Origin of the sequence: Pseudarthrobacter sp. NPDC058329, from assembly GCF_042879835.1 — a bacterium.
Lineage (GTDB): Bacteria > Actinomycetota > Actinomycetes > Actinomycetales > Micrococcaceae > Arthrobacter.
Genome location: NZ_JBHVZR010000001.1, coordinates 562,526 through 585,756 on the forward strand (window position 1 = coordinate 562,526; position 23,231 = coordinate 585,756).

17 protein-coding genes and 2 tRNA genes are annotated in these 23,231 nt (G+C 65.4%); 18 read left to right on the top strand and 1 reads right to left on the bottom strand.

Going from position 1 to position 23,231, the window contains the following annotated elements; translation table 11 throughout:
* Positions 1 to 447: 447 nt before the first annotated feature.
* From ACFVYC_RS02650 to ACFVYC_RS02735, 18 genes are all read left to right on the top strand, one after another.
* Positions 448 to 2,355: an acetolactate synthase large subunit gene (locus tag ACFVYC_RS02650; RefSeq protein ID WP_387546247.1), complete on the top strand. Its 1,908-nt coding sequence runs from the start codon at positions 448 to 450 to the stop codon at positions 2,353 to 2,355.
* Positions 2,356 to 2,357: 2 nt separating this feature from the next.
* Complete coding sequence (gene ilvN / locus ACFVYC_RS02655) at positions 2,358 to 2,870, top strand: acetolactate synthase small subunit (RefSeq protein ID WP_079597732.1); 513 nt, start codon at positions 2,358 to 2,360, stop codon at positions 2,868 to 2,870.
* 92 nt (positions 2,871 to 2,962) lie between these two features.
* Positions 2,963 to 3,988 (top strand): ketol-acid reductoisomerase, encoded by a 1,026-nt coding sequence (gene ilvC, locus ACFVYC_RS02660; RefSeq protein WP_387546250.1) that lies wholly within the window; start codon positions 2,963 to 2,965, stop codon positions 3,986 to 3,988.
* A gap of 126 nt (positions 3,989 to 4,114) precedes the next feature.
* On the top strand, positions 4,115 to 5,704 hold the full coding sequence (gene serA, locus ACFVYC_RS02665; RefSeq protein WP_387546253.1) for a phosphoglycerate dehydrogenase: 1,590 nt from the start codon (positions 4,115 to 4,117) through the stop codon (positions 5,702 to 5,704).
* A gap of 215 nt (positions 5,705 to 5,919) precedes the next feature.
* On the top strand, positions 5,920 to 8,718 hold the full coding sequence (locus tag ACFVYC_RS02670; protein ID WP_387546256.1) for an ABC transporter permease: 2,799 nt from the start codon (positions 5,920 to 5,922) through the stop codon (positions 8,716 to 8,718).
* On the top strand, positions 8,715 to 9,470 hold the full coding sequence (locus ACFVYC_RS02675; RefSeq protein WP_387546258.1) for an ABC transporter ATP-binding protein: 756 nt from the start codon (positions 8,715 to 8,717) through the stop codon (positions 9,468 to 9,470). Before ACFVYC_RS02670 ends, ACFVYC_RS02675 begins: the two co-directional genes overlap by 4 nt.
* Before the next feature lie 33 nt (positions 9,471 to 9,503).
* Positions 9,504 to 11,066: a methionine--tRNA ligase gene (metG, locus tag ACFVYC_RS02680; protein WP_387546261.1), complete on the top strand. Its 1,563-nt coding sequence runs from the start codon at positions 9,504 to 9,506 to the stop codon at positions 11,064 to 11,066.
* 207 nt (positions 11,067 to 11,273) lie between these two features.
* A complete protein-coding gene (locus tag ACFVYC_RS02685; protein ID WP_387546263.1) occupies positions 11,274 to 11,945 on the top strand; it encodes a hypothetical protein in 672 nt (223 codons plus the stop codon).
* Positions 11,946 to 12,090: 145 nt separating this feature from the next.
* Entirely contained in the window at positions 12,091 to 13,143 is a 1,053-nt protein-coding gene (locus tag ACFVYC_RS02690) for a 3-isopropylmalate dehydrogenase (protein ID WP_387546264.1), read from the top strand.
* Between the two features lie 104 nt (positions 13,144 to 13,247).
* Positions 13,248 to 14,360 (top strand): branched-chain amino acid aminotransferase, encoded by a 1,113-nt coding sequence (locus tag ACFVYC_RS02695; RefSeq protein ID WP_387546266.1) that lies wholly within the window; start codon positions 13,248 to 13,250, stop codon positions 14,358 to 14,360.
* Between the two features lie 192 nt (positions 14,361 to 14,552).
* Complete coding sequence (locus ACFVYC_RS02700) at positions 14,553 to 15,356, top strand: MBL fold metallo-hydrolase (protein WP_387546268.1); 804 nt, start codon at positions 14,553 to 14,555, stop codon at positions 15,354 to 15,356.
* A 42-nt stretch (positions 15,357 to 15,398) separates the two neighbouring features.
* Complete coding sequence (locus ACFVYC_RS02705; protein WP_387546270.1) at positions 15,399 to 16,175, top strand: fumarylacetoacetate hydrolase family protein; 777 nt, start codon at positions 15,399 to 15,401, stop codon at positions 16,173 to 16,175.
* Positions 16,176 to 16,223: 48 nt separating this feature from the next.
* Positions 16,224 to 17,738, top strand: coding sequence for a glutamate--tRNA ligase (gene gltX, locus ACFVYC_RS02710; protein ID WP_387546272.1), 1,515 nt, complete (start codon positions 16,224 to 16,226; stop codon positions 17,736 to 17,738).
* On the top strand, positions 17,738 to 18,475 hold the full coding sequence (locus ACFVYC_RS02715; protein ID WP_387546274.1) for an HAD family hydrolase: 738 nt from the start codon (positions 17,738 to 17,740) through the stop codon (positions 18,473 to 18,475). The genes gltX and ACFVYC_RS02715 overlap by 1 nt, the downstream gene beginning before the upstream one ends.
* 161 nt (positions 18,476 to 18,636) lie before the next feature.
* Positions 18,637 to 18,708, top strand: a tRNA-Gln gene (locus ACFVYC_RS02720).
* A 136-nt stretch (positions 18,709 to 18,844) separates the two neighbouring features.
* A tRNA-Glu gene (locus ACFVYC_RS02725) sits at positions 18,845 to 18,920 on the top strand.
* A 296-nt stretch (positions 18,921 to 19,216) separates the two neighbouring features.
* Positions 19,217 to 20,998, top strand: coding sequence for a dynamin family protein (locus ACFVYC_RS02730; RefSeq protein WP_387546277.1), 1,782 nt, complete (start codon positions 19,217 to 19,219; stop codon positions 20,996 to 20,998).
* The gene (locus ACFVYC_RS02735) at positions 20,995 to 22,611 is read left to right on the top strand and encodes a GTPase (RefSeq protein WP_387546280.1); all 1,617 of its coding nucleotides are present in this window, start codon (positions 20,995 to 20,997) and stop codon (positions 22,609 to 22,611) included. The genes ACFVYC_RS02730 and ACFVYC_RS02735 overlap by 4 nt, the downstream gene beginning before the upstream one ends.
* A gap of 28 nt (positions 22,612 to 22,639) precedes the next feature.
* Here ACFVYC_RS02735 and ACFVYC_RS02740 read toward each other — a convergent pair whose 3' ends face one another.
* Positions 22,640 to 23,191, bottom strand: a complete 552-nt coding sequence (locus tag ACFVYC_RS02740) for a DUF1697 domain-containing protein (protein WP_387546283.1) — start codon at positions 23,189 to 23,191, stop codon at positions 22,640 to 22,642.
* Positions 23,192 to 23,231 lie beyond the last annotated feature (40 nt).

Below are 23,231 nucleotides of genomic sequence, written 5' to 3' on the forward strand. Positions count from 1 at the left end.
TCCCCCCCCGGGGGCGGCCCTCCAACGCCCCACGCCTGCACCCCCCCCCCCCCCCGGCGGCGCGGGGGGGGCCCCCCCCCCCGGGGGTGGGGGGGGCCCCCCCCCAACCCGGCCCGGGGCCCTCGGCGCTACCCTTATTAAGCCCTGCCGCCGTTTGTGGGCGGGTTCAGCAAGGCGCCCTTGGGCAGTGTTGCTCGTTTGGTGGACAATAGGGTCCACATGGTGAGATCGGGGAACGCCTCGTTGACACGTATCTCGCCCAGAGGGAAAACTGAACGCATGACTTTCGTTACCGTCGGCACCGTCGTCGTCCTTATCCAGCGCGTGGCAGATTAGCCCCCGGTAACGAACCGTCACGCGCAACCCCTCGAAGAGCCGCCAGGCTGAGGGGTTTTTTTGTTTCCCGCAGTTTCCACGAACCACAGATGATCCACAAGGAAGAGTCCGATGAGCAAAGGATCGCCGATCAGCCCCTCGCTGATGGCTACCAAGTCCGCTGGAGCCCCCAAGGCTCCGGAACGCGCCGACCGCACGGCAGACCAAGCCGTCGTCGTCGCCGACCTTGCTGCTGCCTCTCCTGTCCTTGGGCCGAACAACGTTGTACCCCCAACGGTGATGACCGGCTCGCAAGCTATTGTCCGCTCGCTCGAAGAACTCGGCGTCGACGATATTTTCGGTTTGCCCGGTGGCGCGATCCTGCCCACCTATGACCCCTTGATGGCCTCCAGCATGAACCACGTACTGGTCCGTCACGAACAGGGAGCCGGCCACGCCGCGCAAGGCTACGCCATGGTCACCGGGCGGGTGGGCGTTTGTATCGCCACCTCGGGCCCGGGTGCCACCAACCTCGTTACCGCCATCATGGATGCCCATATGGACTCCGTGCCGCTGGTGGCCATCACCGGCCAGGTATCCAGCGGTGTTATCGGCACCGATGCCTTCCAGGAAGCTGACATCGTGGGCATCACCATGCCCATCACCAAACACTCCTTCCTGGTGACCGACCCCAACGACATCCCGCACGTGATGGCGGAGGCATTCCACCTCGCCTCCACCGGCCGCCCGGGTCCTGTCCTGGTGGATGTGGCCAAGGACGCCCAGGTGGGTCAGATGACCTTCTCCTGGCCGCCGCGGGTCGACCTGCCCGGCTACCGCCCGGTCACCCGCGGCCACAACAAGCAGGTACGCGAAGCCGCGAAGCTGATCGCCGCGGCCCGCAAACCTGTGCTGTACGTGGGCGGCGGCGTTGTGAAGGCGCATGCCTCTGCGGAGCTGCTGGCTTTGGCGGAAGCAACCGGCGCTCCCGTTGTCACCACCCTGATGGCGAAGGGTGCCTTCCCGGACTCCCACCCGCAGCACATGGGAATGCCTGGCATGCACGGTACCGTTTCGGCCGTGACTGCCCTGCAGCAGTCCGACCTCCTGATCACCCTCGGCGCCCGCTTCGATGACCGCGTTACCGGCGTGCTGAAGACGTTCGCGCCCTTGGCGAAGGTCATCCACGCTGACATCGATCCTGCGGAGATCTCGAAGAACCGCACCGCCGATGTCCCGATCGTTGGCTCCGTGAAGGAAATCATCCCGGAACTCACCGAAGCCGTCCGCACCCAGTTCGAGGCATCCGGCACTCCGGACCTCACCACCTGGTGGGCTTTCCTGAACAACCTCAAGGAGACCTACCCGCTGGGCTGGACCGAACCCGACGATGGACTGACTGCGCCGCAGAAAGTCATCGAGCGCATCGGTGCGCTGACCGGGCCGGAAGGCATCTACGTGGCGGGCGTCGGCCAGCACCAGATGTGGGCAGCACAGTTCATCAAGTACGAGCGCCCGCACGCCTGGCTGAACTCGGGCGGTGCCGGAACCATGGGCTACGCGGTCCCGGCTGCCATGGGTGCCAAGGTGGGCGAGCCGGACCGTGTGGTCTGGGCCATCGACGGTGACGGCTGCTTCCAGATGACCAACCAGGAACTGGCAACCTGCGCCATAAACAACATCCCCATCAAGGTTGCCGTCATCAACAACTCCTCTTTGGGCATGGTGCGGCAGTGGCAGACCCTCTTTTACGAGGGCCGCTACTCCAACACAGACCTCAATACCGGCCACGACACCGTCCGTATCCCGGACTTCGTGAAGCTCGGGGAGGCCTACGGCTGCGCGTCGTTCCGCTGCGAACGCGACGAGGACATCGACGCCACCATCCAGAAGGCCCTTGAGATCAATGACCGCCCTGTGGTCATCGACTTCGTGGTGAGCCCCAACTCCATGGTGTGGCCGATGGTGCCCGCCGGCGTGAGCAACGACCAGATCCAGGTTGCCCGCAACATGACCCCGGAATGGGAAGAAGAGGACTGACCATGAGCCGCCACACACTGTCCGTCCTGGTTGAAGACAAGCCGGGCGTCCTGACCCGCGTCGCAAGCCTCTTCGCCCGCCGCGCATTCAACATCAACTCCCTGGCCGTCGGCCCCACCGAGGTCCCGGGCATTTCCCGGATGACCGTGGTGGTCGACGCCGATGGCGACCTCATCGAGCAGGTCACCAAGCAGCTCAACAAACTGATCAACGTCATCAAAATCGTTGAGCTGACCCCCGAATCTTCCGTACAACGTGACCACATCCTGGTCAAGGTACGTGCGGATGCCGCAACACGTCTGCAGGTGACCCAGGCTGCAGACCTGTTCCGCGCTTCAGTGGTCGACGTCTCCACCGATTCAGTCGTTATTGAAGCAACCGGCCATCCCGAAAAGCTCACCGCACTGCTCTCAGTGCTCGAGCCCTTCGGCATCCGCGAAATTGTGCAGTCCGGCACCCTGGCCGTTGGACGGGGATCCCGCTCCATGAGTGACAGGGCGCTGCGTTCCGCGTAGGACGCCGCCACGGGTCCGCCCCGCAGGACGCAACGCCCGTAACCGCACCACCAAACACCTATCTACAAATCCACTCAAGAGGAGTTACGCAAGTGACTGAAATGTTTTACGACGACGACGCCGACCTGTCGATCATCCAGGGCCGCAAGGTTGCCATTGTTGGCTACGGTTCCCAGGGCCACGCCCACGCGCTGAACCTGCGCGATTCCGGCGTCGAGGTTGTTATCGCGCTGAAGGACGGCTCCACGTCCGCCGCCAAGGCCGAGGACGCAGGCTTCACCGTCAAGAACGTTGCCGACGCCGCCGAATGGGCCGACGTCATCATGATCCTTGCGCCGGACCAGCACCAGCGCTCGATCTTCAACGACTCCATCAAGGACAAGCTGAAGCCGGGCAAGGCCCTTGCCTTCGCGCACGGCTTTAATATCCGTTTCGGCTACATCCAGGCACCGGAGGGCGTTGACGTCATCCTGATCGCCCCGAAGGCTCCCGGCCACACCGTGCGCCGCGAGTTCGAAGCCGGCCGCGGCATCCCGGACATCATCGCCGTCGAGCAGGACGCTTCCGGCGCCGCCTGGGACCTGGCCAAGTCCTACGCCAAGGCCATCGGCGGCACCCGCGCCGGCGTCATCAAGACCACCTTCACCGAAGAGACCGAAACCGACCTCTTCGGCGAGCAGTCCGTCCTCTGCGGCGGCGTGTCCCAGCTGGTCCAGTACGGCTTCGAAACGCTGACCGAGGCCGGTTACCAGCCGCAGATCGCCTACTTCGAGGTACTCCACGAGCTCAAGCTCATCGTTGACCTCATGTGGGAAGGCGGCATCGCCAAGCAGCGCTGGAGCGTTTCCGACACCGCTGAGTACGGCGACTACGTCTCCGGCCCGCGCGTCATCACCCCCGAGGTGAAGGAAAACATGAAGGCTGTCCTCGCCGACATCCAGTCCGGTGCCTTCGCCAAGCGCTTCATCGAAGACCAGGACAACGGCGGCGCCGAGTTCAAGGAACTGCGCGCCAAGGCCGAGCAGCACCCGATCGAGGCCGTTGGCCGCGAACTGCGCTCCCTGTTCTCCTGGCAGCAGCAGGACGTGGACTACGTTGAAGGTTCCGCCGCCCGCTAAGGACGCCGCTGAGGCGCCGCTTTAAGGCAGCTGTGAGGCCGGGTTCACACTTAACAATGTGAGCCCGGCCTTTCCGTCGGCCTAGACTTGTTTCCATCCCCAGGACTGCAACGCAGAGGATCAGCCGTGTCAAAACCCGTAGTACTGCTCGCCGAAGAACTTTCCCCCGCAACTGTCGAGGCCCTCGGCCCGGACTTCGAGGTCCGCCACACCGACGGCGCTGACCGCGCCCAGCTGCTCTCTGCGATCAGTGATGTTGACGCCATCATGGTCCGTTCAGCCACCCAGGTGGACGCTGAAGCGATCGCGGCAGCCAAGAACCTCAAGGTCATTGCCCGCGCAGGCGTAGGCCTGGACAACGTGGACATCAAGGCCGCCACCCAGGCCGGCGTTATGGTGGTCAACGCCCCCACGTCCAACATTGTCTCCGCAGCTGAGCTCACCGTGGGCCACATCCTCAGCCTCGCCCGCCACATCCCGCAGGCCAGTGCAGCCCTGAAAGACGGCGAGTGGAAGCGCTCCAAGTACACGGGCATCGAGCTCTTCGAAAAGAAGGTCGGCATCATCGGCCTGGGCCGGATCGGTGCCCTCGTCGCCGCCCGCCTGAAGGGTTTCGACACCAAGATCCTCGCGTATGACCCCTACATCACCTCCGCCCGCGCAGCCCAGCTCGGAGTGCAGCTGGTGACCCTGGACGAGCTTCTGGCCCAGTCCGACTTCATCACCATCCACATGCCCAAGACCCCTGAAACCGTGGGCATGCTCGGCGCGGATGCCTTCAAGAAGATGAAGACCACCGCCTATGTTGTCAACGTTGCCCGTGGCGGGCTGGTGGATGAGGAAGCCCTGTTCACTGCCCTCCAGGACGGCGAAATCGCCGGTGCCGGCGTGGACGTCTTCTCCAAGGAGCCCAGCACGGACCTGCCGTTCTTCAAACTGGACAACGTGGTGGTCACCCCCCACCTCGGCGCTTCCACGGACGAAGCGCAGGAAAAGGCCGGCGTTTCAGTGGCCAAGTCCGTCCGCCTTGCCCTGGCCGGCGAGCTCGTGCCGGACGCCGTCAACGTCGCCGGCGGCGTCATTGCCCCCGACGTCCGCCCGGGCATCCCGCTGATCGAGAAGCTGGGCCGGATCTTCACGGCCCTGACGCACGCGTCCCTCACCCAGTTCGATGTCGAGGTAGCCGGCGAGATCTCCTCCCTGGACGTCAAGGTCCTGGAGTTGGCGGCACTCAAGGGCATCTTCGCCGACGTGGTGACCGAGCAGGTCTCCTACGTCAACGCCCCGGTGATCGCCGAGCAGCGCGGCATCAACGTCCGCCTGATCACAACCCCCGAGACGGAGTCCTACCGCAACGTCCTCACCCTGCGCGGCGCCCTCAGCGACGGCAGCCAGATCTCCGTGGCCGGTACCCTGACCGGGCCCAAGCAGATCGAGAAGCTGGTGGGCATCAACGGGTTCGACGTTGAAATCCCGATCAGCGAGCACATCGTGGTGGTTGCCTACACCGACCGTCCCGGCGTGATCGGCACCATCGGCCACATCCTGGGCATGAACAACATCAACATCGCCGGCATGCAGGTGGCACGCCACGACCAGGGCGGACAGGTGCTCGCGCTGCTGACGATCGACAGCTCCGTACCCCAGCAGGTCCTGGATGCCATCAAGGCCGGCATTGGCGCCGTGATGGTCCGCGAAGTGGACCTGGAGGACTAACCTCCGGTCCGCCAAAACGCCGTACTGCCACCCTCCGCTCGGCGCGTCCTGGCGGGGCCACGTATGATTGGCCGGTCTGCTTACAATGGCTTGGTCCTGGTTCAGGACCTCGCCGGCAGGCCGGCCAATACCTTTTGCACATCCGTCCGTGATCGTCCACGTCCGCCCCAAGCGGTCCCGTATGTGCGCACGCAATCCAGGTTTCAGGGAGTTCCATGAACGCCGTCCAGAGGTTCATCAGAAGCAGAGTGCTGCTGTTGACCGCGGCCATCTTGATCGCAGCCATGTGCTTGTCGGTCCTCGTCCAAAGCCAGTCGCAGGCAGCGCTCAGCCGGACAGTGGATGAAAATTCACGGGGGCTCTACGATGTCCTGGTCCAGGCTAAGGCGCCCTCGGGGGCGCTGCTGCAGCCGGAAATCGCGAACGGCACCGGCGGCATCAGATTTGAACAGCTGGAGGCCATCCGCAAGCTGTCCGGAACCTCGGTGGCAGCGCCCATCAGCCTTGTTTCCCGGGTAACGCAGAACCTTGAAGCCCCGCGGCTGGACGCCATGGATTACCTCGGCTACAACGCCGGGCTGGCAGGTACCGCGACGGCGGACCAGGCCGCCGGGGCCACCGCCCCGGACCAGTGGCCCGCAGCCGAGTCCGTCCTCAGCGACGAGGCCAGGAAATACCGTCTGACGGCCAGTGCCGTGAGCTCCGACGGAATCTCCGAGCAGACGCTTTTCAAGTCCACTGCCGAAGGCACCCTGGGCAAGGCCAAACTCGTGGAAGAGCAGGCCGCCGGAGGCAGCAGCATCCGTATCGCCGCGCCCGCAGATGAAACCGGCATCAAGTTTGATGCCCCGGCCGGCGGTTCGGAACACAACCTCTTCAACCTCTCTGTGTCGCTGCCCCTCGCGCCGGAAGTTACGGAGTCCGTGGTCGCCGTCGATCCCGCCGCCGAGCGTGCCCTCCTGGGTTCCGCCGGTGACTTCCTGTCCCCGCTGGAAAAGGCTCCGCCCGCTGACGCGCGTGATGCCGGAGCCGTCGGACGCTACTTTGAAGGCCTGTTCACCAACGGCATTGACCTGGACGAGCTGGAAGAAGGACCGGACTTCCTGGGCGTGAAGCTCAAATACTGGGCACCCCTGATGACCCAGTACCAGCAGGCCAAGCGCAGCGGCCAGTTGACTGCCGATTCCCAGGCCATTCCCCTCATCGTGCGCTCCGGCACCACCCTCGACCTTAAGTACAACGTAAAGATCGAGGAGATCGACGACGCCGGCAAGGTGGTCAAGGACGTCGGAACCGTCTCCCAGTCGCTGGGCCAGGACTACCTTCCGTTTGTCTCGAAGGACCCTTTCGTTCTCTCCTGGCCTGGCTCCACGGACCACTCCTCGGTTCTCGGTGCCACCGGAAACTTTAACCAGGGGCTCTACACCCCTGCCCAGTGGAGCACCGACTTCGCTGCCGCTCCGCAGTACACCGATGGCGAGACGGCGGCGAACGGCGCCGTCGAGAAGACGGCGGTGCCCGGCGAGTGGGTCACCGTCAACCGGCTCCCCGAAAAGAGCGCCAACGGTACCCCCGTTGACCAGACCCAGCGTGAGCCCGTTGATGAACGCTCCTACCGTGAAAACCTGGAGACGGGGGCGCAGAAAGCGGCAGCCCCGCTTGCCATGGTGTACGGAACATTTGATCCTTCCGCAGTGGCAGCGGCCGCCGGTGACGTCAACAAGCTTCCGTTGGGTGGCTACGACCCCGCACCCTTCACCCTGGTCAAGGACGCCGAGGGCAAGGACGTCCCGGCCACCGGGCTTGAGCCTTCCCTGAGTGCCACCGGACTTGCCAGCCAGTCCGCCGGCGCCATCACCGACTACTACGGCCTGGCTGCTGCCCGGGGCTACACGGAAAACGCGGCGGTCATCGATGCCGTCCGTGTCCGCGCCGATGCGCCCGGCAGCTGGAAGGAAGCCCAGCCGGACGTGGAAAAGCTGGCTACCGAGATCCGTGGCATGGGACTGGAGGCCACCATCGTGGCCGGGTCCGCCCGTGAGGACGCCAGCATCTTCGTTCCCGGCTACTCCAAGGACGGCGCCGGCAAGGAATCCGACCTTGGTACGGTCCAGCAGTCATGGGTCCGGCAGAACGCCGCCGACGCCGTGACGGGGTCCCTTTCCGGAACGAACATCACGCTGCTGTTCCTGACGCTGTGCGGGGCCGCCCTTCTGACCGGTGCATCCACAGTGAGCTACATCCGCAAGCGGCGGAGTGAAGCAGGAACACTCCGGGCCATGGGGTGGACCCAACGGCGCATCCGCAGCTGGGTGCTGGAGGAGTTCGGTGTGGGTGCGGTACTGCTTGCCGTGGCCGGCATCGTCCTGAGCCTCGTCAGCTGGAGCCTCACAACTGCCCTCGTCTGCGTTTCCGTCCTGGTGCTGTATGCCGGTGCTGCGTTTTTTGCCGCACAGCAGCTGCGCCACCGCGACGTCATCGACCAGGAACCGCAGCATGACGAGCGCCTCATTCCGGTGGATTCCCCGCTGACCTTCGCCAACCGGCAGTTGGGCACCAACAAGTTCAACACCCTGGCCCTGGCCGTTGCCGTCGGTGTTTTCGGCGCTGCCGTGGGCGGACTCATCGCGTTGCTGATCGACATCCCCCGCGCGGCCGGGGCCAGTGCCCTGAGCGGACTCGCCGCTGCCAGCGTGGCCCTGCCGAGCATTCTCCTGGCCCTCGCGGGCGTGATCGTGGGTCTGGTGCTGACGCTGGTCACCGGACGCTTTGAGCTCAACGCCAAGCGGCAGTACCTGGGCATCCTCGAAGCCATGGGCTGGAACCCGGACATGCTCCGCCAGGTCCGGCTGTTCGAGAACGCGCTGGTGGGAAGCGTAGCACTGCCGCTGGGCGTGCTGGGCGCCCTGGGCATAGGCCTGCTGCTGGCCCCCTATGCCGCGCTGTGGGCAGGCGTGGCCGGCCTCGTGGCTGTACTTTGCTGGATACCGATTGCAACGAAAGTGGTCCAATGACAAACCAGACCAATGTCCAGCGGAGCCGCCGGAGCGGCTCCGGCGACGTCCACCTGCAGACGCGCGCCAACACCATCGTCAAGGCCGCTGACCATGAGACGCCGCTGGAACTGAGCGACATCACCATCCGCTACGGCGGGGGCAAGGGCGGCGCGGAAGCAGTCAGCGTGGTGGAAGGCTTCGACCTGACGCTGCACGCGGGTGAGATGCACTGCGTCGCCGGCCGGAGCGGCTCCGGCAAGACCAGCATCCTCACGGTCGGTGCGGGGCTGACCCTGCCGACGTCGGGCCGTGTCTTCTGGGAAGGTGATTCCCTTGAAAGCATGGGCGACGACGAAATCGCCGACCGCCGTCGTGCCCTGATCGGTTACGTGGACCAGGGCGGTGCCCTCATCGATGGCATGAGCGCGCTGGAGAACGTGCTCCTGCCGGCTGTCCCGGACGGGGAAGTGGATCAGCGCCGCGACATGGCAAAGGACCTGCTGGACCTCGTGGGCCTGGGACGCCGGATGCGGCACCGCCCGGCCCAGCTGTCCGGTGGCGAACGCCAGCGCGTGGCCATCGCCCGCGCCCTGATCCTGGGCACCAGGGTACTGGTGGTGGACGAACCCACGGCAAGCCTGGACCGTGCCTCGGCCAACCGCATCATCAGTATCCTGAAGGACACCACCTCGGACGGGATCGCAGTCCTGGTGGCTTCGCACGACCACGAACTCGTCCGGCTCAGCGACTCCCTGACCGAATTGATCTAGTCTGTCCCTCCGCACCGAAGGTAACGTCCTCCCGTGACTGCTTCCCAGAAAACGCCGTTCTACATCACCACGGCCATCACCTACCCCAACGGCGTGCCCCACATCGGCCACGCCTACGAGTACATAGCCACCGACGCCATGGCGCGCTTCAAGCGGCTTGACGGGTACGACGTGATGTTCCTGACCGGCACGGACGAGCACGGGATGAAGATCGCCCAGACTGCCGAGAAAGAAGGCGTTACAGCCAAGCAGCTGGTGGACCGGAACGTCGAGGTTTTCAAGGATGCACATTCGGCACTGGGCATCTCGTACGACCGCTTCATCCGCACCACGGACGAGGACCACTACGCCGCCTCGCAGGCCATCTGGAAAAAGATGGAGGCCAACGGCGACATCTACCTCTCCAAGTACGAGGGCTGGTACTCCGTCAGGGACGAGGCGTTCTACGTCGAGGACGACACCGTGGTCAAGGACGACGGCGTGCGCTACTCCAAGGAGACCGACACCGAAGTGACCTGGACGGCGGAGGAGAGCTACTTCTTCCGGCTTTCCTCCTACCAGGACAAGCTCCTGGCCCTCTACGAATCCCAGCCGGAGTTCGGTGCCCCGCAGTACCGTTTCAACGAAGTCATCAGCTTCGTCAAGCGCGGACTGGAAGACCTTTCCATCAGCCGCACCACGTTCGACTGGGGCGTCCCGGTGCCGGGCAACGACAAACACGTGATGTATGTCTGGGTGGATGCCCTGACCAACTACCTCACCGGCGTCGGCTACCCCGAAGTTGACTCGGAAAAGTTCCAGAAGTTCTGGCCGGCCGATGTCCACGTCATCGGCAAGGACATTTCCCGGTTCCACGCCATTTACTGGCCTGCCTTCCTGATGAGCGCCGGCCTGGAACTGCCGAAGCGGGTCATGATCCACGGGTTCCTGCACAACAATGGCGTCAAGATGTCCAAGTCGCTGGGAAACGTCGTGGCCCCGGCCGACTTCGTGGAGCAGTACGGCCTTGACCAGGTGCGTTTCTTTTTCCTCCGTGAAGTGCCCTTCGGCGCGGATGGCAGCTACAACCACGACGCAATCGTTGGCCGTATGAACGCGGATCTCGCGAACAACTTCGGCAACCTCGCCCAGCGCTCCCTGTCCATGGTGGCGAAGAACTGCGAGGGCAAGGTCCCCGTCCCGGGCGGGTTCACCGCGGAGGACCAGGCCATCCTGGCGCAGGCAGGCGGCCTCCTGGAAACAGCGCGCGCAGCGTTTGAGAAGCAGGAGTTCAGCCGCGCCCTCGAAGCGATCTGGGGCGTCCTGGGTGACACCAACGCCTACTTCGCCGAGCAGGCGCCGTGGGTGCTGCGGAAGACCGACGTCGAGCGCATGAACACCGTGCTGTACGTGACGCTGGAAGTCCTGCGGACCGTTGCCATCCTGGCGCAGCCGGTCATGCCAACGGCAACCGCGGCGCTGCTTGGCACCCTCGGCCAGCCGGAGGGGGAGGCCCGCCTGTTCTCCGCCATCGGAACGCCGATTGCCGCGGGGACGGAACTGCCGGCTCCCTCACCGGTGTTTCCCAAGTACGAGGAGCCCGCTGAGGGCAAGTAGTGCCCTGATCCGGACATGAGTACGTCCTACTGGGGATTCCGTGAGGAAAAGTCCCTAGCCTGATGCTGTTAGCAAACTGACAGTTCGCATCTGGGAGAACCGTCGCCCCGATGCTGTCTGTTTGCCTTTTTTGACCCGTCAGTTTGGGGCGGTCGTGTTCTCCTTCGCGTCTGGGCAGTTTGAAGCAGACTATGGACGGAGACTGAAATGAAACGGATCCTTACTGCGCTGGGGGTCGCAAGCTTCTCACTGCTAGGGGCAACAGCCACGGCGTTTGCCTCGGATGAATCATCCGGCGGCGAAAAGATCACAATCTGCCACGCCACAGGCTCGGAAACCAACCCCTACGTGCCGGTGACCATCAGCCTGAATGCCCTCAACGCGCACCTTGGCCACCAGCATGGAGAAGACATCATCCCGGGCAACGACGGGAAGGTGCTGCCATACGGCCGGAACTGGACGTCCGAAGGCAAAGCCACGCACAACAACGGCTGCGGCCCGGTGGAGGTGCCGCCCATTGTTCCCCCGGAGAATCCTCCGGTGGTGCCGCCTGCGGAGGTTCCTCCTGCCGTTGTTCCCCCGGAGGTAACGCTGGTGGTTCCGCCTGCGGAGGTTCCTCCGGCCGTTGTTCCTCCGGGGGTAACGCTGGTGGTTCCGGAAGAGCCCGCGCCGGGCGAAGCGGCAGAGGGTGGCGGGGGAGGCCCCGCTGTGGCAGTGAACGAGGGCTTCAACGTGCAGACCGCGGTCTCTGAAGCAGCCGGGCCGGTACTGGCTCCCTGGCTGGGAGGCCCGGCGGCCGTCCTGCTCGCGGGCGTCGCGGTGGTGGCGCGGCAGACCCTCCACAGCCACTGGAGCACTCAGCGCCTGCACCGCGGGTAGCGGTCCTGGGTGCCTCGGGGCCACTGGCTGGATGAAACGCAAAGCGCCGTGTCCGCAAGACGCGCACGGCGCTTTGCGCATCGGCCCGTGTTCGAATAATGAGACGGCTTGACCAGCATATGGAAAGCTTGGCTACCCTTAAAGCATGAGCGCATCCTCCATCGATCTTGCAGTTATTCCCGGCGACGGCATTGGCCCCGAGGTCATAGCGGAAGCACTCAAGGTGCTGGAAAAGGCTGTTGCCTCGGAGGGGGTCGAGCTCAAGCAGACGCACTATAAACTCGGCGCTGAGCACTGGCTGGCCACCGGCGAAACCCTGCCGGACCACGTCCTGGCCGATCTTCGGACCCGGGACGCCATCCTGTTCGGCGCTGTCGGCGCAGCGCCCGGCGATACCCGCATCCCGTCCGGCATCATTGAGCGCGAGATGCTGCTTAAGCTCCGCTTCAGCCTGGACCATTACGTCAACCTGCGGCCGTCACGGCTCTACGGAACTGTAGGCAGCCCGTTGGCCAACCCCGGCGTCATCGACTTCATCGTGGTCCGCGAGGGCACCGAAGGCCCCTACGTCGGCAACGGCGGCACCCTCCGTGCCGGGACCCCCCATGAGGTGGCCACCGAGGTGTCGCTGAACACCGCCCACGGCGTGGAGCGCGTTGTCCGGGACGCCTTCCGCCGCGCCAGCACCAGGGAGCGCAAGCATGTCACCCTGGTCCATAAGCACAACGTCCTGGTTTACGCGGGGCATCTCTGGAAGCGTACGGTGGAGGCCGTGGCACAGGAATTCCCGGAGGTCACCCACGACTACCTGCACGTGGACGCGGCAACCATCTTTATGGTCACCGATCCCTCCCGCTTCGACGTGATCGTCACCGACAACCTCTTCGGCGACATCCTCACGGACCTTGCCGCAGCCATCACCGGCGGCATCGGGCTGGCAGCCTCCGGGAACATCAACATGGACCGCACCGCGCCGTCCATGTTCGAGCCCGTCCACGGCTCCGCCCCGGACATCGCCGGCCAGGGCAAGGCCGACCCCACCGCGGCGATCCTGTCCGCAGCGCTCCTGCTGGACCACCTCGGCTTCACCCGCGCAGCCCGCAGGATCGAGGCGGCAGTGGTTGCCGACGTCGAGAAGCGCGACGGCGGTGCACGCAGCACGAGTGCCGTGGGCGACGCCATCGCCGCCGGTCTCTAACCCCGCGCCAGGGCCTCCGGCATCGGGCGTAAGCTTGTCTCGAATCACCAAATGCCGCCTTGCCGTTCAACGCTGAATGCAGGGCGGCCGATCGTGGAGGAACCATGACTCAGACCGCCCATGGCGTCGAATTCAGCCAGCAGCCCTCGGCCAACCCGAAGTCTGCTGAAGAGCGTGCAGCAATCCTGGCCAACCCAGGATTCGGCAACCACTTCACCGACCACACCGCCATCGTCGACTACAGCGTTGACGCGAACGGCAACGGCGGCTGGCACAGAGCCCGCGTAGAGGCCTACGGGCCGATCTCCCTGGACCCGTCAGCTGCGGTGCTGCACTACGGCCAGGAAATCTTCGAGGGGCTCAAGGCATACCGTCATGCTGATGGCTCCGTGTGGTCCTTCCGCCCCGAGGCCAACGCTGCACGCCTGAACAAGTCCGCCCGCCGGCTTGCGCTTCCCGAGCTGCCGGCAGAGTACTTCCTCGGAGCCATCCGCGAGCTCGTTGCCGCCGACAAGGAATGGGTTCCGGCCGGCGACGGCGAGGCGCTGTACCTGCGGCCGTTCATGATCGCCACCGAGGCCTTCCTGGGTGTGCGGGCCGCCCGCGAGGTTTCCTTCCGGGTGATTGCCTCACCGGCAGGAAATTACTTCGGCGGCGAACTCAAGCCTGTGTCCATCTGGATTTCACGGGAATATGCCCGCGCAGGCCGCGGCGGAACCGGCGATGCAAAGTGCGGCGGGAACTACGCGGCTTCGCTGATTGCCCAGCAGGAAGCCGAGGCCAACGGCTGCAAGCAGGTCCTCTTCCTGGACCAGTTCAACGACAATGCGGTTGAAGAACTGGGCGGCATGAACGTGTTCTTCGTGATGAAGGACGGCTCGCTGGTGACGCCTGCGCTGACCGGCACCATCCTCGAAGGCATCACCCGGATGTCCGTCATCCAGGTGGCCAAGGACATGGGCCGCGAAGTCAGCGAACGTAAGATCACCCTGGACGAGTGGCGCGAGGGCGTTGCCTCCGGAGACATCGCTGAGGTCTTCGCCTGCGGCACGGCCGCCGTCATCACCCCGATTGGCGTGCTCAAGGACGCCACAGAGTTCATCGGCTCCGAGGACGCCAAGGCGGGGGAAACCACCATGGCGATCCGGGAAAAGCTGCTCGGCATCCAGACCGGTACGGTTCCTGACACTCACGGCTGGCTGACCCGGCTGGCCTAGTCCGGGGCATTCCTGACGTACGACGGCGGCTGCCGGGCTTTGGTCCCGGCGGCCGCCGTTGGCGGTTCGTTACGAGGGCGACGGGCCAATCGGTGGTTTCGCGTGGGGTCTGCTCTGGGGGACAACCCGGTACGCCGGCTGTTCTACTCCGGTCAGGAGGGAGCGCGTGCCGCTGGTCGATGCAAGGATGGGATGGTGACTTCAGCTTCCGGCCCCGTCCTCCAGAGCAGCTCGGCCTTGACCCAGTTCATCCTGGCGCCCAATCCCGGGCCCATGAGCCTGGACGGAACCAACTCCTATGTGCTGCGGGCAGACGGTTACTCCGGCGCCATTGTGGTTGACCCCGGACCCCTGGACGAGGAGCACCTCCGGGCCCTGGCGGGTGCGGGCCCTGTGGAACTCATCCTCGTCACTCACCGGCATGCCGACCACACGGCGGGTTCCGCCCGGCTGCACGAGCTGACGGGGGCTCCTGTCCGTGCCGCCGACCCCGCCCACTGCCACGGAAGCGGCACACCCCTGCAGGCCGGAGAGGTGCTTTCCGCAGCCGGACTTGAAGCCAGGGTGGTGGCCACCCCCGGACACACCTCCGATTCGGTGTGCTTCCACCTCCCCGGCGACGGACCACATGGTTCCGTGCTGACAGGGGACACGATCCTTGGCCGCGGCACCACCATGCTCGACTACCCCGATGGAACCCTTAGCGACTACCTGGCCTCCCTGGACCGGCTGGAAGCCTTGGGACCGGCCGCCGTCCTGCCCGCCCATGGTCCCGTGCTGCCGTCCCTGACGGACATCGTCCGGGATTACCGCGCCCACCGTCTCGAACGGCTGGCGCAGATCCGGACGGCGCTGGACCAGCTGAACCTGGATGCCACGGCCGGTGACGTCGCCGACGTTGTCTATGCCGACGTCGACCCTTCCGTAAGGCGCGCCGCTGAAACTTCCGTGGCGGCGCAGCTCCACTACCTGCGGGGCGGCGCGGACCGGCTGTAAGCCGGACCGGGGCGGTCCGGGCGAGACGGTAGGGTAGGAGCCATGCGTATTGCCAGGTTTGTCGTCGATTCTGATCCCCTCTACGGCGTTGTCGAAGGTGACACGGGCAGTGAGGAAGTCACTGTCATTCACGGTGACCCCTTCTTCAACGGGGTGGAGCGCACCTCTGTCCGGCACAAGCTCGAAGACGTCCGGCTGCTCGCCCCGATCATCCCGCGCAGCAAGGTGATCGGTGTGGGACGCAACTTCGTGGAGCACGCACACGAACTCGGCAATGAGGTCCCCGCCCAGCCGTTGCTCTTCCTGAAGCCCAACACCGCCGTCGTTGGTCCCAATGATCCCGTGGTGCTGCCGGAGTTCTCCGAGGAAGTCTCCTTCGAAGCGGAGCTGTGCGTGGTGATCGGCCGGATCTGCAAGGACGTGCCCGAGGAACGCGTGGACGACGTCATCTTCGGCTACACCTGCGGCAACGACCTCACGGCGCGGGATGTCCAGAAGAGCGACCTGCAATGGACCCGGGCCAAGGGCTTTGATACCTCCGCACCACTGGGCCCGTGGATCGAGACTGAACTGGATCCGGAGGACATTCAGATCCAGGCCCGGCTTAACGGCGAGCTGCGGCAGGACGGCAGCACCAGCCAGATGATCAGGGGAGTGCGGGAACTTGTCTCCGTGGTGTCCCAGGCCTTCACCCTCCTGCCCGGTGACGTAATCATGACCGGGACGCCAGCCGGTGTGGGCCTGGTGAGCCCTGGTGACCGCATTGAGGTGGAGATCGAGGGCATCGGCCGCTTGTCCAACCCCATCGTGCGCCGCTGACCTTTCCCGCCGTGACGCGTGGCGGCAGACGGTAAAGTTGAAGCCACTATGACTACTGCTTCTGCGTCGAATGCTGCCTCCATCCCGCCCGTTACCGCGGACACCCCCGTCCGGGTCCGCTTCTGCCCCTCGCCCACAGGGACTCCCCACGTCGGGCTGATCAGGACGGCCCTGTTCAACTGGGCTTACGCCCGCCACACCAAGGGCACCATGGTGTTCCGGATCGAGGACACGGACTCAGCACGGGACAGCGAGGAAAGCTACCACCAGTTGCTGGATGCACTGAAGTGGCTGGGCATCGACTGGGACGAGGGCGTGGAGGTCGGCGGCCCGCACGAACCCTACCGGCAGTCCCAGCGCAGCGACATCTACCAGGACGTTATTGGCCGCCTCCGGGAGGGTGGCTTTGTCTACGAGTCCTACTCCACCCCGGATGAGATCGAAGCGCGCCACCGTGCCGCGGGACGCGACCCGAAACTTGGTTATGACGGCTTCGACCGCCACCTGACGGAGGAGCAGCTCTCCCAGTTCAAGGCAGAAGGCCGCGATGCGGTCCTCCGTCTGCGCATGCCGGACGAGGACATCACGTTCAACGACCTGGTCCGCGGCGAGATTACCTTCCGCGCCGGCTCCATTCCTGACTTCGCAGTGGTCCGCGCGAACGGTGCGCCGCTGTACACGCTGGTCAACCCGGTGGACGATGCCCTGATGGGCATCACCCATATCCTCCGCGGCGAGGACCTGCTCAGTTCCACTCCCCGCCAGATCGCCCTTTACCGCGCGCTGTACGCTGTCGGGGTTGCCCAGTACATGCCGGAATTTGGCCACCTGCCGTACGTCATGGGCCAGGGCAACAAAAAGCTCTCCAAGCGGGACCCCGAATCGAGCCTGTTCCTGCACCGGGAGCGCGGCTTCATCCCCGAAGGCCTGCTGAACTACCTGTCACTGCTGGGCTGGTCCCTGAGCGCAGACGAGGACATCTTCACCGTTGAACAGTTGGTGGAGCACTTCGACATCCACGACGTTTTGGGCAACCCCGCACGGTTCGACCTCAAGAAGGCGGAAGCGATCAACGGCACCCACGTCCGGTTGCTCCCGCCCGAGGTCTTCCGGGAGCGCCTGGTGCCGTACCTGCGCGCAGCGGACCTGGTGGGGGAAATCCTGACGGACCGGGAAGAGGAAATCCTCACCGAGGCCGCGCCGCTTGTCCAGGAGCGCATCACCCTGCTGGGGGAGGCCCCCGAAATGCTGGCGTTCCTCTTCAAGGCAGATGATGCCATTGACGTTGCGGCCGACGCCCGCAAGGGGCTTCCGGAAAACCTCATCGAAGTCCTTGATGCAGCCATCGCGGCGCTCGAACCTGTGGAGGACTGGACGCCGGACAACATCCAGACCGCCCTTAAGCAGGCGCTCGTTGAGGACCTCGGCATCAAACCCCGGCTCGCCTTCGGACCCGTTCGCACGGCCGTTTCCGGACGCCGCATCTCCCCGCCGCTGTTCGAGTCGATGGTGATCCTGGGCAAGGAATCTTCCCTCGGCCGCCTCCGGGCATTCCGCGGCTGATGGAAGCCCCCAGCAGGGCAGGCGCCGCAGTCCTGGCCACGCCCTTCGGCACCGTCCGTGGCGTGCTCTTCGATATCGACGACACCCTGGTCGACCTCGAATACTCGATGACCACAGCCCTGCGCGAGGTCAGTGCACACCTCCTGCCTGGCCTGGACCAGGCCGGGTGGGAACGGTTCGGACGCATCTTCACGCACGAGACCACGCACTACTATGACCGGTACCTCGCCGGGGAACTGACGTTCAACGAACAGCGTCTGCTGCGCGGCCGGGCCGCATTGGGCCACTTCGGGGTTGAACTCGGCGAGGGCGAGCAATCGCACCAGTGGCTTAGCGCGTACATGGAAAAGCAGCCGGCCTATGTGAAGCCGTTTCCGGATGTGATGCCGCTGCTGGATTTCCTGGACCAGGCTGGCATCCCCTACGGCGCCGTCAGCAACAACGTCCATGATTACCAGCGGGCCAAACTGGACGGGGCGGGACTCGAGCGCGTCAGGCGCCTGGTGGGAACGGACACCCTCGGCGTGGCCAAGCCTGATCCAGCCATCTACCTCGAGGGCGTCCGGCTTCTGGGAACCGATCCTGCCGACACTCTGTACGTAGGAGACAACCGCCTCCTGGATGCCGAGGGCTCGACGGCGGCCGGCCTCCTGGGTGTCTGGCTCAACCGGGCGGGAGAGCCGGCCGTTGGATTCGAAGGCAACTCGATATCCACCCTCGAAGGGTTGATCGCGTAGGAAGCGCCCTCCGCGGGCCGCCCGGCGGGCGGCCCGCGTCCTTCCCCAACTGGGAAGGAGACGCCGATTTGTGCCAGCCGAAAGTCTCGGGTAAAGTAATTTCTCGTGCTGAGGCGCACGGAGCGGGGTGAAAGCCCTGAAAACCGGCCCGAAAGTATCATTGGGATATGGTGTAATTGGCAACACTACGGTTTCTGGTACCGTCATTCTAGGTTCGAGTCCTGGTATCCCAGCTCTGTTCAGGCCCCAATTAGAGGGCCAGGAACAGAAGGTTTCAGTCGGCCAGCCGATTTGAAACCACAGCGAAGTGTATGAAACAATCACTGAGCTTGACCAGCGGAAACGCTGGAAGAAGTATGGAAAGTGCAGGGCCCCATCGTATAGCGGCCTAGTACGCTGCCCTCTCACGGCGGTAACGCGGGTTCGAATCCCGCTGGGGTCACCAACTAAATGGTCCCGGGCAAACGCCCGGGGCCATTTTGCATTTGCCGCCCGTGCCGCCGTCACGAGCCATCACCTCCTGCAGAAAGTCGGGGAACGCTCTATCAGCTGCTGCAGCGAATCCGCGAACGCTCTATCACCCGCTGCAGCGAATCCGCGAACGCTCTATCACCCGCTGCAGCGAATCCGCGAACGCTCTATCACCTTTTGGGGCGCCCACAGGTACGTTCCCCCAATCACCGTCACCCCGAAGCGGGCAGGGAACAGTACCTGGACCTCCTGAACTGGCATGATGATCCTGTGACCTCCCGGAACGAGCAGGACCCTCCGCACGATTCGCAGACGGCGCCGCCGGCTTTGGCGGCGGTAACGCTGCTGGAAAAGGTGCGTGGTGATCTTGCCGGTACGGCGCTGCCGCTCGCCTTGCCGGACGCGGAGCAGGCCCGGCGTGACGTCGCCGGCGCGGTGGCACAGCTGGATGACTACATCCTTCCCCGCTACCGCAGCCTTGACGCCCCGCTGCTGGCCGTCGTCGGCGGTTCAACCGGCGCGGGCAAGTCAACTCTCGTCAACGCCCTGGTTGGCCACCCCGTCACCCGGTCGGGCGCAATCCGACCCACCACCCGCCAGCCTATCCTCCTGCACCACCCCTCCGAGGCAGCCTGGTTTGAAGGCCAGCGCGTCCTGCCTAATTTGGGCAGAATCAGGGGATACGCCGCCAGCAGTCCGGTGCCGGCCAGCCGTGCAGGCGCCATCCCGGACGCGCGCGCCATGTCTTCCCTGGTGCTCGTGGCTGATCCTGCAGTCCCCGCAGGCATCGCGGTCCTGGACGCCCCTGACGTCGACTCGATTTCGGACGACAACCGCAAGCTGGCAGGACAACTCCTCGCGGCTGCGGATTTGTGGATCTTTGTCACAACCGCCAACCGCTACGCCGACGCCGTTCCCTGGAAGCTGCTCCTGGATGCCGCCTCGCGGGACATCATGGTAGCTGTGGTGCTGGACCGCGTACCGCCTGGGGCGGAAACGGAGGTCAGCGAGGACCTGCGCGGCCTGCTGGACCGCGAGGGGCTGGGTGCGGCACAGCTGTTCATCATTCCGGAGACCTCCTTGGATCCACTGGGCATGCTGCCGGCGGGCACAGTCCTCCCGTTGCAGACCTGGCTCGGGGAGCTGGCGGCAGACGCCGCCGGCCGTTCAGAGATCGCCCGGCGCACACTCAACGGGACCGTCAGGGCGATGGCCGGCCGTGTTGCTGCCGTGGCCCAGGCCGCCAGGGAACAGCAGGCCGCCGCGGACGCCCTTGAAGCCGCTGCGGCAGCGGCTTACCGTGATGCTGCCGGCCGGATCCTCGACGCTACCAAGGACGGCGCCCTGCTGCGGGGCGAAGTGCTTGCCCGCTGGCAGGACTTCGTGGGCACCGGCGAGTTCTTCCGGGCCCTGGAACAGAACGTCGGCCGGTTCCGCGACCGGTTGGGTGCCTTCTTCCGCGGCGAGCCGGCCCCCGCCGTGCGGGTCGAGGCGGCGATCGAGACGGGCCTGCAGGCCGTCATCATCGACGAAGCTGCAACGGCCGCCGAGGACACCGACCAGCGCTGGCGCTCCGACCCCGCAGGACGCCAGCTGCTGGGAACCGACGACCTCTCCGGGACCACGCAGGGTTTCGAGGACCGGACCGCCACCGAAATCAGAGCTTGGCAGGAAGCATTGATGGAACTGATCCGCACCGAAGGCCAGGGGAAGCGGACCCAGGCCCGCTGGCTGTCCTTCGGAATTAACGGACTGGGTGCAGCCCTGATGATCGTTGTGTTCTCGATGACCGCCGGACTGACAGGCCTGGAAGTGGGGGTCGCGGGCGGAACCGCCGTCGTTGGCCAGCGGCTCCTTGAAGCGGTCTTCGGCGAGGACGCGGTCCGTCGCATGGCCGAAAAAGCGCGGGAGGATCTCCATGCCCGCTGCCAGCGGCTGTTGCAGGACGAGCGTCAGAAGTTCCTTTCCCGCTTGCCCGCGCGCAACGAAGCCGCCCCGCAGGCACTCGCCGCCCACGCTGATGCGCTGGTACGGCTGGCGGACAACGCATGAGCCGCCACAGCGACACCCGCAATGCTTCCCGGCTTGACCGCCGGCTTGCAGCCCTCAACGCAGCCCGCGGACTCGGCGAAGGTGTCCTTCCCGACGAAACCCTGCAGGAAGTGTTCACCGTCCTCGAGCGCGCCAGTTCACGGCGGTCGCTCTCGGCTGACCACACCGTTGTGGGGTTTTTCGGAGCCACCGGGAGCGGCAAGTCCTCGCTGTTCAACGCAGTCAGTGGAGCAGAAATTGCGACGGCGGCTGCCCGCCGCCCCACCACGTCAGAACCTTTGGCGGGGGTGTGGGGAGCCGAGGGCAGCGAGCCGCTCCTGGACTGGCTGGACGTCCGCAACCGGCACCACGCGGCGGCTGTCGAAGGGTTCGCTGCTGAGGAGACCGGACTGATCCTGCTGGACCTGCCGGACTTCGACTCCACCAGGGCAGCCAACCGCGAAGTGGTCCAGCGGATGGTGGGTTTGGTGGACGTCCTGGTGTGGGTTCTTGATCCACAGAAGTACGCAGACGCAGCAGTGCACAACGACTTCCTGTCACGCCTGGCCTCGCATGGCGCGGTCACACTGGTGGTGCTCAACCAGGTGGACCGGCTTCCGGAGCATGACGTGCAGCCCGTCCTGGAATCCTTGCGGTCCATCCTTGCCAGCGACGGACTCGCCAAGGTACAGGTCCTCGCGGCCTCCGCCCTGACGGGGGCGGGGGTGGACAAGGTCCGTGCGGCCATCCGAAGCGTGGCTGTAAAGCGCCAGGCCCAGTCCCAGCGGCTCGCTGCCGACATCACCAGGGCGTCGGCGGAACTGGGGGCGGTGTCCGGCGGGGGAGAGGCAGCGGGTGTCCGGTCAGCGGCCACGGCACGCCTGGCGGATGAGCTCGCTGTGGCAGCCAACGTACCCACGGTGGTCCGGGCGGTGGCCCAGTCCTACCGGCTTGAGTCAGTGAAGCGCACCGGGTGGCCGGTGACCAGGTGGCTGTCCAGGTTCCGGCCTGATCCCTTGCGCCGGCTCAACCTGCGCAGCACGGCACCTTCCGAACTGAGCCGCACATCTCTGCCGCCCGCGGGGGCACCGGAACGCGCCCGGACGGACGCCGCGGTCCGGGAGTTCGCCGATACCGCCAGCGCGGGCGCCCCCGGCCCCTGGCGGGCCGCCATCCGGGGCGCGGCCCGGGAGGGCAGGGAACGCCTCCCTGACGCTCTTGACCAGGCCATCGCCGGAACGGATCTTGCCGCCAACCGCAGGTCCTGGTGGTGGGGAGTCTTCAACGTGGTGCAATGGCTTGCCCTGCTCACTGTCCTGGGAGGCTTGGGATGGCTCGGCGTCCTGGCAGCCCTCGGCTATCTCCAAATGCCTGTTCCGGAGGTGCCACGGGTGGAGGGTTGGCCGGTGCCCACACTGATGATCGCCGCAGGGGCGGTGCTGGGGATCTTCCTGGCCATTACGGGCCGCTTTATTGCCGCGGCCGCAGCCAATGCGCGGGCGGCCAGGGCGAGGAAACGGCTGAATGATGCGGTGGAGGCCGTGGCCCGGGAACTTGTGGTGGAACCCGTGGAAGTGGAGGTCACCAGGCTTGCCGCTTTTAACGCCGCCCTTAAAACGGCCAGTGCGGGTTAGGCAGGGCCGTGCCGGAAGCGCAAGGCGGCTAACTGCCGGCGGACCCGGGTTTTGCAGCGGCATCCCGGACCTTGATCAGGGTCCGCAGGTTCCGGGTTGTGGTGGAGGCTTTGAACTTAGGCCTGGCGGAAATCTTGCTGAAGGGGCTATCCAGTGTTCCGCCGGCCGGGGCCAGCCAGGCCAGCGCCTCGGGACCCAGCCTCTGCTGCTCGACGCCCTCCAGGGCAGCTCCTGCGGCGTCGAGTTCGTCCAGCATTGCTTCGTCTGAGGAAAGCGTGATGTAGGTGTGCGTGCTTTTGTCATCGTCCGGGTATGGGCAGGCTGCCACCAGTTCGGACACCCGGGCTGCGTCGAGGACCACCACCCAGGCGTCGTAGCCGAAAGCATCCCGGAGGCACTTCTCGCACTCCCGCTTTACCGCCACCGCATCCAGGCGGCTGGTCAGAACCACGTTCCCGCTGGCAAGCAGGGTCCGGACGTCGGAAAAGCCCGCCGACTGCAACGCCTCCCGGAGCCCGGCCATCTTGATGTTGATGCCGCCCACATTGATGCCGCGAAGAAACACTGCATAGCTGTCCATGGCGAAATCCTAGCCCCGCCGGGAGGCCCCGGGTGTGTGT